Here is a 17,741-nt window from a genome sequence, read left to right as displayed (position 1 = left end):
AAATGTGCTCTGGCTCTCAAAAAAACGCTGAAAACCACAGAAGAAAAAAGCGATCGCGATCGAATCCTGGCAAATAAACAAAAAACCGTAATATATAGATAAGAAATGACAATTGTCATCCGCCGTTTGCTGTGATGAATTTCGCATAACGTTTCAGGCGCAAAATAATTTGTCATCATTCGCCAGACCGTTATGTCAGCCGTTTTGATAGTATCCATGAGTCCAGGTTCACTTTTGCAGGATATATCCTCATGTTTGATAAACGTCACCGCATCACTCTGTTATTTAACGCGAATAAAGCCTATGACCGTCAGGTAGTGGAGGGGGTGGGTGAATATTTACAAGCCTCGCAATCCGAATGGGATATATTTATTGAGGAAGATTTCCGTGCCCGTATCGATAACATTAAAGAGTGGTTAGGCGACGGCGTTATTGCCGATTACGATGATGACGATATCGCGCAATTATTAGCCGATGTCGACGTACCCATTGTCGGGGTCGGCGGTTCTTACCATCTTGCTGAAAATTATCCCGCCGTTCATTACATCGCCACCGATAATCATGCGCTCGTTGAAAGCGCTTTCCTGCATTTAAAAGAAAAAGGCGTTAACCGCTTCGCGTTTTACGGTTTGCCCGACTCCAGCCGCAAACATTGGGCAGCGGAACGGGAATACGCCTTTCGCCAGCTGGTCGCCGAGGAAAAATACCGCGGCGTAGTCTATCAGGGACTGGAAACCGCGCCGGAAAACTGGCAGCACGCGCAAAATCGCCTCGCCGACTGGCTTCAGACGCTGCCGCCGCAAACCGGCATCATTGCCGTAACGGATGCCCGCGCCCGTCACGTATTGCAGGCCTGTGAACACCTGCATATTCCGGTGCCGGAAAAACTTTGCGTTATCGGTATTGATAACGAAGAGTTAACCCGTTACCTGTCGCGCGTCGCGCTTTCCTCCGTCGCGCAGGGGGCGCGGCAAATGGGCTATCAGGCGGCGAAACTGCTGCACCGTTTGCTGGCGCGCGAAGAGATGCCGTTACAGCGCATTCTGGTGCCGCCGGTGCGCGTCATTGCGCGCCGCTCGACAGACTATCGCTCCCTGACCGATCCGGCGGTTATCCAGGCGATGCACTTTATTCGTAACCATGCCTGTAAGGGCATTAAAGTCGAGCAGGTGCTGGACGCGGTTGGGATTTCACGTTCAAACCTGGAAAAACGTTTTAAGGAAGAAGTTGGCGAGACGATACATGCGCTGATCCACGCCGAAAAGCTGGAAAAAGCGCGTAGTTTGTTGATTTCTACTACGTTGGCGATAAACGAAATTTCGCAAATGTGCGGCTACCCGTCACTGCAATATTTCTATTCGGTGTTTAAAAAGGAATACGTCACTACGCCTAAGGAGTATCGCGACCAGCATAGTGAAGCGTTGTTGTAGTTTATCCAGCCTACAGACACCTTGTAAGCCGGATAGCGTAGCGCCATCCGGCACACAGAATTACATATGCGCGGCGATCAGACGCTGGTTGTCCTGGTACATCGCGAACAAGTAGTTGTTATAGCGCGACCCCTGGGTAGAGTAACCCTTCAGCTTATGAATCATCGCCGTGGCGGTGACTTCCTGATCCGCCTTACGCAGTTGGGCGCGCGACTTGCGGAAAGAGGAATAAGCCGGATGCGTGTTCAGGTTGGCGACATACGCGCTCACCGACTCCTCAACCGACGCGAATTGCGAGTAACCTTTCACCTTACCCGGCGTATTGGTACAACGCCCTTTCGTACACTTCATGCCGAACAGGTTGTTGTTGCTACGCGCCAGTTTAGAGGTTCCCCAGCCGCTTTCCGCCGCCGCCATCGTCGCCACCATGCTGGTTGGGATAATGTCGACGCGCTCCAGCAACGTATTCCACGGAATACGACGCGTGTTGCCGGACCAGCTCACTTTATAGCGCTTCGCGATATCTTTCATACGCGCGCGTTCAGACGGCGACCAGCGGTTCTGGTACTGTTTTGAGATCAGCCAATTACGGTCCGCGGTAATCGCGGCATTTTGGCTGGTGATGTAAGGCATAACGGTCCGGAGAAACGCTTTTTTTCTGGGGGTTCCGGAAGGGTATTTTCGCAAATCAGGAAGTGAACTGCTCTTTGCACTATTGCGAGAATACTCTTGTTTACTGCTAACCTGTTTATAACTTGTCTCAGTTATGTGGGACTTTTGACTCGTTTGTGTTGCGTGCGTCTTTGCCAGCACCTCACCCGAAAATGCGATGGTGAGTAACATAAGAATCATTGCCCCATATCGTCGCATGGGAGTCAATATCATTAGGTCTCCTGGTCGGATTGATACATTCCAACACCTTTTATTTTTCACGAAGTTAAGGTTTGAACCCCAAATTCTAGCAAAAATAGGCTTAAAAAGCACCTCAGGGAATAGTCTTAATCCGAAACTATGTCAACTATTAACGATAACAGGCAGCAATAATGCCAATAAAATGTGGTGCTTATCGCAAATAGAGGCGTTTTTTTGCGCCTCGTCGCTCACCCTCGCGCCTCCTCCTGCGCGACTCTCTGCTGGGGAGGAGTTCATTCGCCTAAAAACCAGGCAAGCTGATGAATATTGCCCACAAAGGATAGCGTGATGAAACTTGCCGCCTTCGCTCTGACGCTGATACCCGGTATCGCGATCGCCTCATCATGGACCTCGCCCGGTTTTCCGACGTTCTCGACGCAGGAAACCGGGCGCTTTACCAGCCATGCTGCATTAACAAAAGGTACACGCGCGTTAACGCTCCATATTGACCAGCAGTGCTGGCAGCCCTCCGGCGCCATAAAACTCAACCAAATGTTGTCGTTAAAACCCTGCGAAGGCGCGCCGCCGCAATGGCGTTTGTTTAAAGATGGCGACTATACGATAACGGTAGATACCCGCTCCGGTACGCCGACCCTGTTGTTATCGATAAAAACTGAACCTGAACGCACCGCGCAGCTCGCCTACCAGTGTCCCGTCTGGGATGGTTCGCCGCTCACGCTGGATGTTCGCCAGACCTTTCCGGAAGGGACGGTAGTGCGCGATTATTACAGTGGTCAAACCGATACCGTCCAAAACGGGCAAATCACGCTGCAACCTGCCGACAGCCACGGGCTTTTATTGCTGGAACGCGCGGAAACCCATGCATCAGCGCCTTTTAACTGGCGCAACGCCACCGTTTATTTTGTGCTTACGGATCGCTTTCGCAATGGCGATGCAACCAACGACCACAGCTATGGTCGCCATAAGGATGGTATGCAAGAGATTGGCACTTTCCACGGCGGCGATTTGCGCGGGTTGACGAGTCAACTGGACTATCTACAGCAATTAGGCGTGAACGCCTTGTGGATAAGCTCGCCGTTTGAACAGATCCACGGCTGGGTCGGCGGCGGAACAAAAGGCGATTTTCCTCATTACGCCTATCACGGCTATTACACTCAGGACTGGACGACGCTGGATGCCAATATGGGCAGCGAAGCCGATCTCCGCGCGCTGGTCGACGGCGCGCACCAGCGCGGCATCCGTATTTTATTTGACGTAGTAATGAATCATGCCGGTTACGCCACGCTGGCGGATATGCAGGAGTATCAGTTCGGCGCGCTCTATTTATCCGGCGCGGAACGGCAAAAAATTCTCGGCGATCGCTGGACAAACTGGCGACCCGCCGCCGGACAAAGCTGGCACAGCTTTAACGACTACATCAACTTCAGCGACAGCGCCGCCTGGGAAAAATGGTGGGGGAAAAAGTGGATTCGTACCGATATTGGCGACTACGACAGTCCGGGATTTGACGATTTAACCCTGTCGCTGGCCTTCCTGCCGGATATAAAAACGGAATCTACCACGCCTTCCGGCCTACCCGCGTTCTATGCCAACAAACCCGGTACTAAAGCAAAGTTCATTGAAGGCTATACGCCACGGGATTATCTGACTCACTGGTTAAGCCAGTGGGTGCATGATTACGGCATTGACGGGTTCCGGGTCGATACTGCCAAAAATGTTGAGCTTCCTGCCTGGCAACAGCTAAAAACCCAGGCCAGCGCGGCGTTACATGAATGGAAGCAGGCCAATCCGGACAAAGCGCTGGATGATAGCCCGTTCTGGATGACTGGCGAAGCGTGGGGCCACGGCGTCATGAAAAGTGATTATTATCGCTATGGTTTCGACGCGATGATCAATTTTGATTATCAGGAGCAGGCGGCGAAAGCGGTCGATTGCCTGGCGGAAATGGGGCCAGTCTGGCAGCAGATGGCGGATAAAATGCAGGATTTCAACGTATTAAGTTACCTCTCCTCGCATGATACGCGCCTTTTCCGTGAGGGCGGTGATAAGGCGGCGGAACTGCTGCTGCTTTCGCCGGGCGCGGTGCAGATCTTTTACGGCGATGAATCCGCTCGTCCCTTCGGCCCCACCGGCTCCGACCCGCTGCAAGGCACCCGTTCAGATATGAACTGGCAGGACGTGAGCGGAAAGTCAGCCGCAGCCGTCGCGCACTGGCAGCGTATTAGCCAGTTCCGCGCCAGACATCCCGCCATCGGCGCAGGCCAACAAACCACGCTGACGCTAAAACACGGGTACGGTTTTGTACGCCAGTACGGCGACGATACGGTGATGGTCGTCTGGGCGGGCCGCCGCTAATCGTGGCGCTACCGGTCTCCTCGCGTACCGGTAGCCCCTTCAAAATAAAAAACTAACCTGATAAAAATTTGTAGCATAAAACATCAACACTACCGCCTGACCCCCATTTGCGCCCCGCCATTTGTAGCGTTATGGTTATCCACTTTGACAGACAGTTCGATAGATCACCCGTTATGACATTTTCACTTTTCGGCGATAAATTTACCCGCCATTCAGGCATTACCCGCCTGATGGAGGATCTCAACGACGGCTTACGCACGCCAGGCGCCATCATGCTTGGCGGCGGTAACCCGGCACATATCCCTGCAATGCAGGATTATTTCCAGACGCTACTGACAGATATGGTAGAAAGCGGCAAAGCCGCTGATGCGCTTTGTAATTATGACGGTCCCCAGGGAAAAACGGCGCTACTGAATGCACTGGCCGTACTGCTACGTGAAACGCTGGGATGGGATATCGAACCACAGAATATTGCGCTGACAAATGGCAGTCAGAGCGCGTTTTTCTACTTATTTAATCTCTTCGCCGGACGTCGCGCCGACGGCAGTACGAAAAAGGTACTATTCCCGCTTGCGCCGGAATACATCGGCTATGCGGATTCCGGTCTGGAAGACGACCTCTTCGTTTCGGCGCGCCCGAATATTGAGCTGCTGCCGGAAGGCCAGTTTAAGTATCACGTCGATTTTGAGCATCTGCACATCGGCGAAGAAACGGGGATGATTTGCGTCTCGCGCCCGACCAACCCAACCGGTAACGTTATCACCGACGAAGAGCTGATGAAGCTGGACAGACTGGCGAATCAGCACAACATCCCACTGGTGATTGATAACGCTTACGGCGTACCGTTTCCGGGCATTATCTTTAGCGAGGCGCGCCCGCTGTGGAACCCCAATATTATCCTATGCATGAGCCTCTCGAAGCTGGGGCTGCCCGGTTCCCGCTGCGGGATTATCATCGCCAATGATAAGACGATTTCCGCCATTGCCAACATGAACGGCATCATCAGCCTTGCGCCCGGCGGCATGGGTCCGGCGATGATGTGCGAAATGATTAAGCGTAACGATCTGCTGCGGCTGTCGGAAACGGTTATCAAACCTTTCTACTATCAGCGCGTTCAACAGACTATCGCGATCATTCGTCGCTATTTATCCGAAGAACGCTGCCTGATTCATAAACCGGAAGGCGCAATATTTTTGTGGCTGTGGTTTAAAGATCTGCCGATAACCACCGAGCTACTCTATCAACGCTTGAAAGCGCGCGGCGTGCTGATGGTGCCAGGCCACTATTTCTTTCCCGGACTAGATAAACCCTGGCCGCACACACACCAGTGTATGCGGATGAACTACGTGCCTGAACCGGATAAAATCGAGGCGGGCGTAAAAATTCTGGCAGAAGAGATTGAACGCGCCTGGCGTGAAGGCTGACGGTTATTCCGGCCATCATGCAGGCCGGAACGACGTTCAGAAAGGTTGAGAATAGAGGCGCTGGCGCTGCACGTGTGCTGCGTCAACGCACTGTAACGCACTGGTCGGGCAGGCTTCCACGCACGCCGGCCCCGCTTCACGATGCCAGCAAAGATCGCATTTAATCGCCTGCGCGCCTGACGCGGACGCCACCACGGTCATCGCACCAAACGGGCAAGCCAGCATACAGCTTTTACAACCAATGCAGCGCGATGGCGTCACGAAGATATGCCCCCGGTCACGGCGAATCGCCTGTACCGGGCAGACATTCGCGCACGGCGCGTCCCCACACTGATGGCAGACCGTGGCCGTGGTGAAGCTATCCTCTTTTATCACCCGGATACGCGGCACAAAGTCCGCCGTCGTCACCGCCGCGCTATTCTGCTGTTCCTGGTGCGACACCACGCAGGCGACCTCGCAGGTACGACACCCGATACACGCCGACGCATCCGCCATAATAAACCGGTTCATTGTTCTCCCCCTGCGTTAAAACGCCAGAATGCCAGAGAGCCATTCCCCGCCGCTTTGATCCCACTACGCAAACGGACAAATTTTGTCAGATGCCTGATAAAACCTGGCGAGCTGTCTTATTCGCGAACGGTAAATCCCAGCTCATTAGAGATAGCCTGTGCGGTTTCACGCAACGGTTTGAGCAGATTTTTCTCGCCGATCTGTTTTAGCCGTGACGTCGACAGTGAAATAGAAATGGCGTAAGGCACTCGATGGTGAATATCAAACACAGGCACAGCAATACAGGAAACGCCCAGTTCATTTTCTTCGCGATCCATCGCCATGCTGGTTTCACGAATTTGCGCCAGCTCATCGTACATTGCTGGTAAATCGGTAATGGTATTACGAGTCAGCGGCTGGATCTGATCTTTATGGCTTTCCCAGTAAGACGCCACATAATCCGGCTGACCAAACGCCATATAAATTTTCCCCATCGCCGAGCAGTACAGCGGCATATGCTGGCCAATGTAGGCTCGCGTGCGCAGCATACCGGTGGTCGGTTCCAGCTTATAAATCAGGATAGCGTGATCATCTTCACGGCTGGAAAAATTCACCGTCTCGCCGGTGGCCAGGTTGAGCGCCTCAAGGTGCGGTGCCGCAACGTGGATGATATTCAGCGATGACAGGGCTTTTTGGCCGACGGCAATAAACTTTGTCGTCAGACGGTAGCTTCCGGCCGCCGGCGCTGGCGTCACGTATCCGCAGGATTGAAGCCCCTGCAACAAACGATGGACGGTACTCTTGTTCAACCCCGCCAGCTCCGACAGGTGCGCCAGTGGGCAACCGTTCGGGTAGTTACTCAAAATTTCTATCAACATCAGGCCACGAAACAGGCTCTGACTCCCCGCAGGCTTCTCTTTATCGTTGTTCTGGCTCATCAGAAAACTCTCTCCTTTCTTGGGCGATCAGATGGTAGCTCAAAGTGTGTTGCAGTTCACGATATCAGCATAAAAAACATAACCCGATGATTTTAATCGTTTTTAAAAACCTTCTCTGGCGTTGCCATGTCAATTTTTGATCTATATATTTGGAACTACATTTCGTATTATGAAATTTATCGATAAAAAAACATACTAAAATTTCTAACAATCGACCAGGAGAACAGGGATGAAAGTAACTTTCGAAGAGTTAAAAGGGGCCTTCTACCGCGTCTTGCGGTCGCGGAATATTGCGGAAGATACCGCCGACGCCTGCGCGGAAATGTTCGCTCGCACCACCGAGTCCGGTGTCTATTCCCACGGCGTGAACCGCTTTCCCCGCTTCATCCAGCAACTGGATAACGGCGACATTATTCCTGATGCTAAACCGCAGCGAGTTACCAGCCTCGGCGCCATCGAACAGTGGGATGCTCAGCGCGCTATCGGCAACCTGACGGCGAAAAAGATGATGGACCGGGCCATCGAGCTGGCTTCCGATCATGGTATTGGCCTGGTGGCGTTACGTAATGCTAACCACTGGATGCGCGGCGGCAGCTACGGCTGGCAGGCGGCGGAAAAAGGCTATATCGGCATTTGCTGGACCAACTCCATCGCCGTCATGCCGCCGTGGGGCGCGAAAGAGTGTCGTATCGGTACCAATCCGCTGATCGTCGCCATCCCTTCCACGCCGATCACGATGGTAGATATGTCGATGTCGATGTTCTCCTACGGCATGCTGGAGGTTAACCGTCTGGCGGGCCGCGAACTGCCGGTGGACGGCGGTTTCGACGATAACGGTCAGTTGACCAAAGAACCGGGCGTTATCGAGAAAAATCGCCGCATTTTACCAATGGGTTACTGGAAAGGATCTGGTCTGTCGATTGTGCTGGACATGATTGCCACCCTGCTTTCCAACGGCTCTTCCGTTGCCGAAGTGACCCAGGAAAACAGCGATGAATATGGCGTTTCGCAGATCTTCATCGCCATAGAAGTGGATAAGCTGATCGATGGCGCAACCCGCGATGCCAAACTGCAGCGGATTATGGATTTCATCACCACCGCTGAACGCGCCGACGACAACGTCGCGATTCGGCTGCCTGGCCACGAATTTACCAAACTGCTGGATGACAACCGCCGTCACGGTATCACCATTGACGACAGCGTCTGGGCCAAAATTCAGGCGCTGTAAGGAGCCACATCATGATTTTTGGACATATCGCGCAGCCTGATCCGTGCCGGTTACCGTCGGCCATAGAGCAGGCGCTCGATTTCCTGCGTACTACGGACTTTCGCACGCTGGAACCCGGCGTAGTGGAAATCGACGGCCAAAATATCTTCGCGCAGATTATCGATATGACCACCCGCGATGCTGCTGAAAATCGTCCGGAGGTTCATCGCCGCTATCTGGATATTCAGTTTCTGGCATGGGGCGAAGAGAAAATTGGGGTTGCCATTGATACCGGTAATAATCAAATCAGCGAGTCATTATTAGAACAGCGCGATATTATTTTTTATCACGACAGTGAACATGAATCATTCATTGAAATGATACCGGGAAGTTATGCCCTGTTTTTCCCGCAGGATGTTCATCGTCCCGGTTGTAATAAAAGCATTGCTACGCCGATACGGAAAATAGTCGTAAAAGTCGCCATAGACGTTTTATAAAATAGAGTTTACTGGAGCACAAAATGAAAAATAATACCGGTTATATTATCGGTGCGTACCCTTGTGCACCCTCATTTCACCAGAAGAGTGAAGAGGAAGAGACGGAATTCTGGCGGCAACTCTCTGATACTCCGGATATCCGGGGGCTGGAGCAGCCTTGTCTTGAACATCTTCACCCACTCGGCGACGAGTGGTTATTGCGCCATACACCGGGAAACTGGCAAATCGTGGTCACCGCGATAATGGAAACCATGCGCCGCCGTAACGAAAACGGCGGTTTTGGATTAGCGTCCAGTGACGAGGAACAGCGTAAAGCCTGCGTGGAATACTACTGTCATCTTTATCAGAAGATAAATAAACTCAATGCGAAAACCCCCGGCAAAGTTATAGCCCTTGAGCTTCATGCCGCCCCACTGGCGGGCAATCCGAACGTAGCGCAGGCAACCGACGCCTTTGCGCGCTCATTAAAAGAGATTGCCAACTGGGACTGGTCCTGCGACCTGGTGCTTGAACACTGCGACGCGATGACCGGCCCCGCACCGCGCAAAGGATTCTTACCGTTGGTAAACGTACTGGAAACTATTGCCGACTATGACATAAGCGTCTGTATTAACTGGGCGCGCTCGGCTATTGAAGGGCGGGATACCTCTCTACCACTGATCCACACGCAGCAGGCCAAACAGGCTGGAAAACTCGGGGCGCTGATGTTCTCCGGTACAACGCTGGATGGAGAATACGGCGAATGGCAGGACCTCCATGCTCCGTTTGCACCTTTCTGTCCACAAAGTCTGATGACGGAGAAACATGTTAAAGAACTCATTACCGCCGCCGCTCCCGAACTGTTGCAGTTTACCGGTATTAAATTGTTGGAAATCAATGCCAGCGCCGATATTAATCACCGCATAAATATATTACGCGATGGTATTAACATGATGAAAAAGGCCACACGCCGCTAACCTGAATTAAACATCATCACCTTAATTCTCGGCCTGCAACTCAACGTTGCGCCGACCTAATATAAACCAAACATAAGAAATTAAGTTCCACTATTCAGCATCGAAAGAGATAAGTTTCTATAACCTGATGGAGTCGTTATGAAGCGGGTACTTGAGGGCATACTTGCGGTATTAATTGCCGTACTTTCCTGCATTGTATTTATTAACGTTATTTTACGTTACGGTTTTGAGAGCAGTATTTTGTCGGTAGATGAACTATCACGTTATCTATTTGTATGGCTGACGTTTATTGGCGCCATCGTTGCATTTATGGATAACGCTCACGTTCAGGTCACTTTTGTGGTGGAAAAACTTTCGCCAGCGAATCAGCGTCGTCTCTCGCTGCTGACGCATTCACTGATTTTATTGTTATGCATCGCATTAGGCTGGGGCAGCCTGCAAAAAGCGTTGCAGGACTGGAGCGATCACTCGCCAATCCTCGGTTTACCGATCGGCCTGATGTATATCGCCTGTCTGCCCACAAGCGTTGCCATCGCGTTAATCGAGCTGCGTCGGCTTTATCACTTAATAACGCGTAACGATTCCTTTCAACAACCACAGCAAGGAGCCTAATCATGGCCGTGGTGATATTTCTCTGCTGCCTGCTCGGCGGGATCGCGATAGGTTTACCCATCGCCTGGTCGCTGCTGCTTTGCGGCGCTGCTCTGATGGCATACCTGGATATGTTTGACGTGCAGATTATGGCGCAAACCCTGGTTAACGGCGCGGACAGTTTCTCCCTGCTGGCCATTCCCTTTTTTGTTTTGGCCGGTGAAATCATGAACGCGGGCGGCCTGTCAAAGCGAATTGTCGACCTGCCGATGAAGCTGGTCGGCCATAAGCCCGGCGGCCTGGGCTACGTGGGCGTCATTGCGGCAATGATTATGGCCAGCCTTTCCGGCTCTGCGGTAGCAGATACCGCTGCGGTCGCCGCGCTGCTGGTGCCGATGATGCGCTCCGCAAACTACCCGATCAACCGCTCCGTTGGGTTAATCGCTTCCGGCGGGATCATTGCGCCAATTATTCCGCCCTCGATTCCTTTTATTATCTTCGGCGTTTCCAGCGGCTTGTCGATCAGCAAGCTGTTTATGGCCGGGATCGCACCGGGCATCATGATGGGCGCGGCGCTTATGCTCACCTGGTGGTGGCAGGCCGGGCGATTAAATCTCCCTTCTCAGCCCAAAGCAACACCGCGTGAAATCTGGCAATCATTGGTTTCAGGTATCTGGGCGCTGTTTTTACCGGTGATTATTATCGGCGGCTTCCGTTCCGGACTTTTCACGCCAACGGAGGCAGGGGCGGTTGCCGCCTTTTACGCCCTCTTTGTCGCCGTGGTTATCTATCGGGAATTAACGTTTTCCAGTCTCTACCACGTGCTGGTCAATGCCGCCAAAACGACGTCAGTCGTCATGTTTCTGGTGGCCGCGGCCCAGGTATCCGCCTGGCTGATTACGATCGCGGAATTACCCATGATGGTGTCAGATTTGCTGCAGCCGCTGGTCGACTCTCCGCGACTCTTATTTATCGTCATTATGATCTCAATTATGGTCGTCGGTATGGTGATGGATTTAACGCCAACGGTGTTAATTCTTACCCCTGTATTATTGCCATTAGTTAAAGAAGCCAATATTGATCCGATTTATTTCGGCGTCATGTTCATTATTAACTGCTCTATTGGATTAATCACACCGCCCGTTGGCAACGTCCTCAACGTTATTTCCGGGGTAGCAAAATTGAAATTTGATGACGCGGTAAGAGGCGTATTCCCTTACGTTGTCGTACTGATGTCGCTGCTGGTTTTATTTATTTTTATTCCCGAGCTAATTATCACACCGCTTAAATGGATTAATTAAAGGATAATATTATGAAATTACACGTTATTGCTCGTTCATTATTGATAGCTGGTCTGACGGTTTTCAGCGTGTCGTCTCTGGCGGCGCAATCTTTACGTTTTGGTTATGAAACACCGCAAACTGACTCCCAACATATTGCCGCGAAAAAATTTAACGAATTATTAAAAGAAAAAACTAACGGCGAATTAACGCTAAAACTCTTTCCTGACAGCACATTAGGTAACGCCCAGGCAATGATCAGCGGGGTGCGCGGCGGAACTATTGATATGGAAATGTCCGGTTCGAACAATTTCACCGGCCTGGCCCCTGTATTCAACTTACTTGATGTCCCCTTCCTGTTTCGCGATACCGCGCATGCGCATAAAACGCTCGACGGCAAAGTCGGCGATGAACTGAAAAAATCACTCGATTCAAAAGGGTTAAAAGTCCTCGCCTACTGGGAAAACGGCTGGCGCGACGTCACCAACTCCCGCGCGCCGGTAAAAACGCCGGGCGATTTGAAAGGCTTAAAAATCCGCACTAACAACAGCCCAATGAATATCGCGGCCTTTAAAATCTTCGGCGCGAACCCTATTCCGATGCCATTCTCCGAAGTCTATACCGGCCTCGAAACCCGTACGATTGATGCCCAGGAACACCCTATCAACGTCGTGTGGTCAGCGAAATTCTATGAGGTACAGAAATACCTCTCCCTCACTCATCACGCCTATTCGCCTCTGCTGCTGGTGATCAATAAAGCCAAATTCGACGCTTTAAGCCCGCAGTTCCAGGAGGCACTGCTGAGTTCCGCCAAAGAAGCGGGTGACTATCAGCGCAAACTGGTCGCCGAAGATCAGCAAAAAATTATCGATGGCATGAAAGAAGCCGGAGTTGAAGTCCTGACCGATATCGACCGTAAAGCCTTCAGCGATGCGCTGGGCAGCCAGGTGCGCGATATGTTCCTGAAAGACAACCCGCAGGGCGCCGATCTCCTGAAAGCCGTGGACGAGGTGCAATAAGTCATGAGCAATTACTGGCTGGGGTTAGATTGTGGTGGGAGTTGGCTAAAAGCCGGGTTGTACGATGGCGCAGGCCGGGAAGTAGCGGTGCAACGCCTGCCGCTGCACGCTTTAAGCCCGCAGCCAGGCTGGGTTGAACGCGATATGACCGAACTGTGGCAACAGTGCGGCTCGGTCATCAGCAAACTGCTGGCGCACACCGGGGTGAGCGGCTCACAAATCCGCGGTCTGGGTATTTCCGCTCAGGGTAAGGGCCTGTTCCTGTTAGATAAAAGCGATCGGCCATTAGGTAAAGCGATACTCTCTTCCGACCGTCGCGCCATGGAAATTGTCCAGCGCTGGCAAAAAGAAGCGGTTCCGCAAAAACTCTACCCGCTGACCCGGCAAACCCTGTGGACCGGGCATCCAGTCTCCCTTTTACGCTGGGTAAAAGAGAATGAGCCGCAGCGCTACGCGCAGATAGGCTGCGTCATGATGACGCATGACTATCTGCGCTGGTGCTTAACCAGCGTGAAAGGCTGTGAGGAGAGCAACATCTCCGAGTCCAACCTCTACAACATGGCGACGGGCCAGTACGACCCGCGTCTGACCGAGTGGCTGGGCATCAGTGAAATCGACAGCGCGCTGCCCCCCGTGGTGGGTTCAGCCGAAATATGCGGGGAGATCACCGCTCAGGCAGCCGCCATCACCGGTCTGGCGGCGGGTACCCCCGTCGTCGGCGGCCTGTTTGACGTGGTTTCCACCGCCCTTTGCGCCGGTATTGAGGATGAATCGACCCTCAATGCGGTGATGGGCACCTGGGCCGTCACCAGCGGCATCGCTCACGGCCTGCGCGACCATGAGGCCCACCCTTACGTCTATGGCCGCTACGTCAATGACGGGCAGTATATCGTTCACGAAGCCAGCCCGACCTCCTCCGGCAACCTTGAATGGTTTACCGCCCAGTGGGGCTACCTCTCTTTTGACGAGATCAATCAGGCGGTCGCCAGCCTGCCGAAAGCCGGTAGCGACCTCTTTTTTCTGCCGTTTCTCTACGGCAGCAATGCCGGACTGGAGATGACCTGCGGCTTTTACGGCATGCAGGCGCTGCACACCCGCGCGCACCTGCTGCAGGCGATTTATGAAGGCGTGGTCTTCAGCCATATGACCCACCTCAACCGCATGCGTGAACGTTTTACCGACGTTTGCGCCCTGCGCGTTACCGGCGGCCCGGCCCACTCCGACGTCTGGATGCAGATGCTGGCGGACGTCAGCGGTTTACGCATCGAGCTGCCGCAGGTGGAGGAGACCGGCTGCTTCGGCGCGGCGCTGGCTGCCCGCGTCGGCACTGGCGTATATCGCGATTTCCGCGAGGCCCAACGCGACCTGCAGCACCCGGTGCGCACGCTGCTGCCGGACATGACCGCACACGCCCTCTACCAGCGCAAATACCGCCAATACCAGGATTTGATTGAAGCACTACAGGGCTATCACGCCCGTATTAAGGAGCACGCATTATGAGCCGACCATTACTGCAACTGGCGCTCGACCACACCAGTCTGGAAGCAGCCCAACGCGATGTCGCCCTGCTACAGGATCATGTCGATATCGTTGAGGCCGGAACCATCCTTTGTTTAACCGAAGGCCTTAGCGCGGTGAAAGCCCTGCGAGCGCAGTGCCCGGAAAAAATCATCGTCGCCGACTGGAAAGTGGCCGATGCCGGTGAAACCCTGGCGCAGCAGGCTTTTAGCGCTGGCGCCAACTGGATGACTATCATCTGCGCCGCACCGCTCGCCACGGTCGAGAAAGGCCATGCCGTCGCGCAATCCTGTGGCGGTGAAATTCAGATAGAACTGTTCGGCAACTGGACGCTGGACGACGCCCGAGACTGGTACCGCGTCGGGGTTCGCCAGGCGATTTACCACCGCGGACGCGATGCGCAGGCCAGCGGGCAGCAGTGGGGAGAGGCGGACCTGACGCGTATGAAGGCGTTGTCCGACATCGGCCTTGAACTATCGATTACCGGCGGCATTACCCCAGCGGATCTGCCGCTGTTCCGCGACATTAACGTTAAGGCATTTATCGCCGGACGTGCGCTGGCAGGTGCCGCCCATCCGGCGCAGGTCGCAGCCGAATTCCACGCCCAAATTGACGCCATCTGGGGAGAAAAGCATGCGTAATCATCCATTAGGTATTTACGAGAAAGCGCTGGCGAAAGACCTCAGTTGGCCGGAGCGGCTGGTACTGGCAAAAAGCTGCGGTTTTGATTTTGTTGAGATGTCGGTGGATGAAACCGACGAACGTCTCTCACGCCTGGAGTGGACCTCGGCCCAACGCGCTTCGCTGGTGAACGCGATGCTGGAAAGCGGCGTCGCCATCCCGTCGATGTGCCTCTCCGCCCATCGTCGATTCCCTTTTGGCAGCCGCGACGAAGCGGTACGCGAGCGGGCGCGTGAAATCATGACCAAAGCCATTCGCCTGGCGCGCGACCTGGGGATCCGCACCATTCAGCTAGCAGGTTACGACGTCTATTACGAAGAGCACGACGAAGGCACCCAGCAACGTTTCGCCGAAGGGCTGGCGTGGGCGGTGGAACAGGCCGCAGCGGCGCAGGTGATGCTGGCGGTGGAAATCATGGATACCGCGTTTATGAACTCCATCAGCAAGTGGAAAAAGTGGGACGAGATGCTTTCGTCACCGTGGTTCACCGTTTATCCAGACGTCGGCAACCTCAGCGCCTGGGGGAACGACGTGACCGCCGAGCTGAAGCTGGGTATCGACCGTATCGCCGCTATCCACCTGAAAGACACGCTGCCGGTGACCGGTGACAGCCCCGGCCAGTTCCGCGACGTGCCGTTTGGCGAAGGATGCGTTGATTTTGTCGGCATCTTCAAAACGCTGCATGAGCTGAATTATCGCGGTTCATTTCTGATTGAGATGTGGACAGAGAAAGCCAGCGAGCCGGTGCTGGAAATTATCCAGGCCCGCCGCTGGATTGAATCACGGATGCAGGAAGGAGGTTTCACATGTTAGAGCAACTGAAAGCCGAGGTGCTGGCGGCCAACCTGACCCTCCCGGCGCACGGGCTGGTCACCTTTACCTGGGGCAACGTCAGCGCGGTCGATGAGACGCGCAAGCTGATGGTCATTAAGCCTTCCGGCGTCGAATATGAGGTGATGACCGCCGACGATATGGTGGTGGTAGAGATCGCCAGCGGTAAGGTCGTTGAAGGCAACAAAAAACCGTCGTCCGATACCGCGACCCATCTGGCGCTCTATCGCCGCTATCCGCAGATCGGCGGGATCGTTCATACCCATTCCCGCCATGCGACGATCTGGTCGCAGGCCGGGCTCGATCTGCCCGCCTGGGGCACCACCCACGCCGACTATTTCTATGGCGCGATCCCCTGTACCCGACTGATGACCGTTGAGGAAATTAACGGCGAGTACGAGTATCAGACCGGCGAGGTGATTATTAAAACCTTTGAAGAGCGCGGTCTCGATCCGGCGCAAATCCCGGCGGTATTGGTTCATTCGCACGGCCCGTTTGCCTGGGGTAAAAATGCCGCCGATGCCGTCCACAACGCCGTGGTGCTTGAGGAGTGTGCCTATATGGGGCTGTTCTCGCGCCAGCTGGCCCCGCAGCTACCGGATATGCAGCCGGAATTGCTCGATAAACACTATCTGCGTAAACACGGCGCGAATGCCTATTACGGGCAGTAATGCCGGCAGCCACAGCCTGTGTCAGATGGCGGCTGCGCCTTATCCGACCTACAAGATTTGCAATATCAATACGTTGTGATGAACTCTTGTAGGCCCGATAAGCAAAGCGCCATCGGGCATTCAGTTTGCAACCGCGTTGTCAGAGGGCCAAAGATTATACTCAAGAATTAACGTGTTCCTTACTGTAGCGCCGCTTCCAGGCGGTAGGCGTCAGGCCGGTGTGCTTGCGGAAGATCTGGCGAAAGTAACCAACGTCATTAAAACCGCACCGCTCCGCCACCTCTTTTAACGAACGCGCGTCGCTAATCAGCAACTTTTCCGCCTCGCGCACCCGCTGGCGGTGGATGGCTTCCGTTAGCGTAAGGTGAAATACCCGCCGATAAACGCGTCCCAGATAATCCACATTGCAATGCAGTTCTTTCGCCAGAACCGAGCTGGAAAGCGGCAGGTGATAGTGCGTTCGAATCAGCTGCTGTACTTTCCAGGCCAGCGACACGCCAGCGGCCTCGGCGTTTTCATTCTGCCGGGCGTCAACGGTGAGCTGCTGCAAAATCAGCAGCACGATGAACTCCAGCGCCGGGCTGCGCTGGTGCTTTTCCTGCTCGTTCATAAACTGGCGAAAAAGCGCAATCAGCGCCTGCGGATCGGCAACCTGGGTATGCTGCGGCACGGAAAGATGCGTCAGCCAGCGCGGGTCGCTGTCCGGCGCTTTGACCTCAAAATGGAGCCAGTAAAATTTAAGATCGGCGGGAAACTCCTCAACGCCAATATGGCGGCGATGCGGCCAAAGCAACAGGCTTTCCCCGGCTTCGACACAGAAAACACATTCTTCTTCCTGAATTTTCAGGCAGCCTTTTTCCACAAATATAATTTCCCACGATTGCAGACGCCTGGCAGGATGACGCCCAATGCCGCGAGAAATAAATAATCCGCCGTTTTGGACTTTAATCGGTAATGTTATGGATAATTCGAGCATTAATA

General features: G+C 53.7%; 17 protein-coding genes. 13 read left to right on the top strand and 4 right to left on the bottom strand.

Annotated elements, in window-relative coordinates; genetic code table 11:
* Positions 1-251: 251 nt before the first annotated feature.
* Positions 252-1,430, top strand: a complete 1,179-nt coding sequence (xylR, locus tag QEN32_RS00890) for a D-xylose utilization transcriptional activator XylR (protein ID WP_000459824.1) — start codon at positions 252-254, stop codon at positions 1,428-1,430.
* Between the two features lie 60 nt (positions 1,431-1,490).
* Here the strand turns inward: xylR and QEN32_RS00885 are convergent, their stop codons facing one another.
* Entirely contained in the window at positions 1,491-2,315 is an 825-nt protein-coding gene (locus QEN32_RS00885; protein ID WP_001575119.1) for a protein bax, read from the bottom strand.
* 315 nt (positions 2,316-2,630) lie between these two features.
* Here QEN32_RS00885 and QEN32_RS00880 point away from each other — a divergent pair, with 315 nt between their 5' ends.
* Positions 2,631-4,658: an alpha-amylase gene (locus tag QEN32_RS00880; RefSeq protein WP_131040284.1), complete on the top strand. Its 2,028-nt coding sequence runs from the start codon at positions 2,631-2,633 to the stop codon at positions 4,656-4,658.
* A 173-nt stretch (positions 4,659-4,831) separates the two neighbouring features.
* Positions 4,832-6,082: a valine--pyruvate transaminase gene (gene avtA, locus QEN32_RS00875; RefSeq protein ID WP_000144379.1), complete on the top strand. Its 1,251-nt coding sequence runs from the start codon at positions 4,832-4,834 to the stop codon at positions 6,080-6,082.
* Between the two features lie 36 nt (positions 6,083-6,118).
* Here the strand turns inward: avtA and QEN32_RS00870 are convergent, their stop codons facing one another.
* Positions 6,119-6,592: a 4Fe-4S dicluster domain-containing protein gene (locus QEN32_RS00870; protein ID WP_265322193.1), complete on the bottom strand. Its 474-nt coding sequence runs from the start codon at positions 6,590-6,592 to the stop codon at positions 6,119-6,121.
* 116 nt (positions 6,593-6,708) lie between these two features.
* Complete coding sequence (yiaJ, locus tag QEN32_RS00865; protein WP_000081338.1) at positions 6,709-7,509, bottom strand: IclR family transcriptional regulator YiaJ; 801 nt, start codon at positions 7,507-7,509, stop codon at positions 6,709-6,711.
* 229 nt (positions 7,510-7,738) lie between these two features.
* Between yiaJ and yiaK the strand changes: the two genes are divergently transcribed.
* The 10 genes from yiaK to araD all read left to right on the top strand — a co-directional run bounded on the left by yiaK (position 7,739) and on the right by araD (position 16,760).
* Positions 7,739-8,737 (top strand): 3-dehydro-L-gulonate 2-dehydrogenase, encoded by a 999-nt coding sequence (gene yiaK / locus QEN32_RS00860; protein ID WP_000869008.1) that lies wholly within the window; start codon positions 7,739-7,741, stop codon positions 8,735-8,737.
* 11 nt (positions 8,738-8,748) lie between these two features.
* The gene (locus tag QEN32_RS00855; RefSeq protein ID WP_000576058.1) at positions 8,749-9,213 is read left to right on the top strand and encodes a YhcH/YjgK/YiaL family protein; all 465 of its coding nucleotides are present in this window, start codon (positions 8,749-8,751) and stop codon (positions 9,211-9,213) included.
* A 23-nt stretch (positions 9,214-9,236) separates the two neighbouring features.
* Positions 9,237-10,169: a DUF4862 family protein gene (locus QEN32_RS00850; RefSeq protein WP_080202911.1), complete on the top strand. Its 933-nt coding sequence runs from the start codon at positions 9,237-9,239 to the stop codon at positions 10,167-10,169.
* A gap of 138 nt (positions 10,170-10,307) precedes the next feature.
* Positions 10,308-10,781 carry a 2,3-diketo-L-gulonate TRAP transporter small permease YiaM gene (gene yiaM, locus QEN32_RS00845; protein WP_000832313.1) on the top strand — a complete coding sequence of 158 codons (474 nt, stop codon included), beginning with the start codon at positions 10,308-10,310 and terminating at the stop codon, positions 10,779-10,781.
* A 2-nt stretch (positions 10,782-10,783) separates the two neighbouring features.
* Positions 10,784-12,061, top strand: a complete 1,278-nt coding sequence (yiaN, locus tag QEN32_RS00840) for a 2,3-diketo-L-gulonate TRAP transporter large permease YiaN (RefSeq protein WP_000301822.1) — start codon at positions 10,784-10,786, stop codon at positions 12,059-12,061.
* An 11-nt stretch (positions 12,062-12,072) separates the two neighbouring features.
* Positions 12,073-13,059, top strand: coding sequence for a 2,3-diketo-L-gulonate TRAP transporter substrate-binding protein YiaO (yiaO, locus tag QEN32_RS00835; RefSeq protein WP_000766337.1), 987 nt, complete (start codon positions 12,073-12,075; stop codon positions 13,057-13,059).
* A gap of 3 nt (positions 13,060-13,062) precedes the next feature.
* A complete protein-coding gene (locus tag QEN32_RS00830) occupies positions 13,063-14,559 on the top strand; it encodes an FGGY-family carbohydrate kinase (protein ID WP_265322192.1) in 1,497 nt (498 codons plus the stop codon).
* Positions 14,556-15,218: a 3-keto-L-gulonate-6-phosphate decarboxylase UlaD gene (gene ulaD, locus QEN32_RS00825; protein ID WP_000089534.1), complete on the top strand. Its 663-nt coding sequence runs from the start codon at positions 14,556-14,558 to the stop codon at positions 15,216-15,218. Before QEN32_RS00830 ends, ulaD begins: the two co-directional genes overlap by 4 nt.
* Complete coding sequence (locus tag QEN32_RS00820) at positions 15,211-16,071, top strand: L-ribulose-5-phosphate 3-epimerase (RefSeq protein WP_023241061.1); 861 nt, start codon at positions 15,211-15,213, stop codon at positions 16,069-16,071. Before ulaD ends, QEN32_RS00820 begins: the two co-directional genes overlap by 8 nt.
* A complete protein-coding gene (gene araD, locus QEN32_RS00815) occupies positions 16,065-16,760 on the top strand; it encodes an L-ribulose-5-phosphate 4-epimerase (RefSeq protein WP_080202909.1) in 696 nt (231 codons plus the stop codon). The genes QEN32_RS00820 and araD overlap by 7 nt, the downstream gene beginning before the upstream one ends.
* Positions 16,761-16,920: 160 nt before the next feature.
* Here the strand turns inward: araD and QEN32_RS00810 are convergent, their stop codons facing one another.
* A complete protein-coding gene (locus tag QEN32_RS00810; RefSeq protein ID WP_000891808.1) occupies positions 16,921-17,736 on the bottom strand; it encodes a helix-turn-helix domain-containing protein in 816 nt (271 codons plus the stop codon).
* Positions 17,737-17,741: the final 5 nt, after the last annotated feature.

It is taken from the genome of Salmonella sp. SA14318 (assembly GCF_029866905.1).
GTDB lineage: Bacteria > Pseudomonadota > Gammaproteobacteria > Enterobacterales > Enterobacteriaceae > Salmonella > Salmonella enterica.
Note: the sequence above shows the minus strand (reverse complement) of the source record. Positions and strands in the feature narration are given on the sequence as shown.

What these genes read in the sequence shown, in the direction of transcription:
- QEN32_RS00855 (WP_000576058.1), top strand. Translation starts at nt 8,749, where the DNA reads ATGATTTTTGGACATATCGCGCAGCCTGATCCGTGCCGGTTACCGTCG.
- QEN32_RS00880 (WP_131040284.1), top strand. Translation starts at nt 2,631, where the DNA reads ATGAAACTTGCCGCCTTCGCTCTGACGCTGATACCCGGTATCGCGATC.
- yiaK (WP_000869008.1), top strand. Translation starts at nt 7,739, where the DNA reads ATGAAAGTAACTTTCGAAGAGTTAAAAGGGGCCTTCTACCGCGTCTTG.
- QEN32_RS00830 (WP_265322192.1), top strand. Translation starts at nt 13,063, where the DNA reads ATGAGCAATTACTGGCTGGGGTTAGATTGTGGTGGGAGTTGGCTAAAA.
- yiaO (WP_000766337.1), top strand. Translation starts at nt 12,073, where the DNA reads ATGAAATTACACGTTATTGCTCGTTCATTATTGATAGCTGGTCTGACG.
- avtA (WP_000144379.1), top strand. Translation starts at nt 4,832, where the DNA reads ATGACATTTTCACTTTTCGGCGATAAATTTACCCGCCATTCAGGCATT.
- xylR (WP_000459824.1), top strand. Translation starts at nt 252, where the DNA reads ATGTTTGATAAACGTCACCGCATCACTCTGTTATTTAACGCGAATAAA.
- araD (WP_080202909.1), top strand. Translation starts at nt 16,065, where the DNA reads ATGTTAGAGCAACTGAAAGCCGAGGTGCTGGCGGCCAACCTGACCCTC.
- yiaN (WP_000301822.1), top strand. Translation starts at nt 10,784, where the DNA reads ATGGCCGTGGTGATATTTCTCTGCTGCCTGCTCGGCGGGATCGCGATA.
- ulaD (WP_000089534.1), top strand. Translation starts at nt 14,556, where the DNA reads ATGAGCCGACCATTACTGCAACTGGCGCTCGACCACACCAGTCTGGAA.
- QEN32_RS00885 (WP_001575119.1), bottom strand. Translation starts at nt 2,315, where the DNA reads ATGATATTGACTCCCATGCGACGATATGGGGCAATGATTCTTATGTTA.
- QEN32_RS00870 (WP_265322193.1), bottom strand. Translation starts at nt 6,592, where the DNA reads ATGAACCGGTTTATTATGGCGGATGCGTCGGCGTGTATCGGGTGTCGT.
- QEN32_RS00820 (WP_023241061.1), top strand. Translation starts at nt 15,211, where the DNA reads ATGCGTAATCATCCATTAGGTATTTACGAGAAAGCGCTGGCGAAAGAC.
- QEN32_RS00810 (WP_000891808.1), bottom strand. Translation starts at nt 17,736, where the DNA reads ATGCTCGAATTATCCATAACATTACCGATTAAAGTCCAAAACGGCGGA.
- yiaM (WP_000832313.1), top strand. Translation starts at nt 10,308, where the DNA reads ATGAAGCGGGTACTTGAGGGCATACTTGCGGTATTAATTGCCGTACTT.
- yiaJ (WP_000081338.1), bottom strand. Translation starts at nt 7,509, where the DNA reads ATGAGCCAGAACAACGATAAAGAGAAGCCTGCGGGGAGTCAGAGCCTG.
- QEN32_RS00850 (WP_080202911.1), top strand. Translation starts at nt 9,237, where the DNA reads ATGAAAAATAATACCGGTTATATTATCGGTGCGTACCCTTGTGCACCC.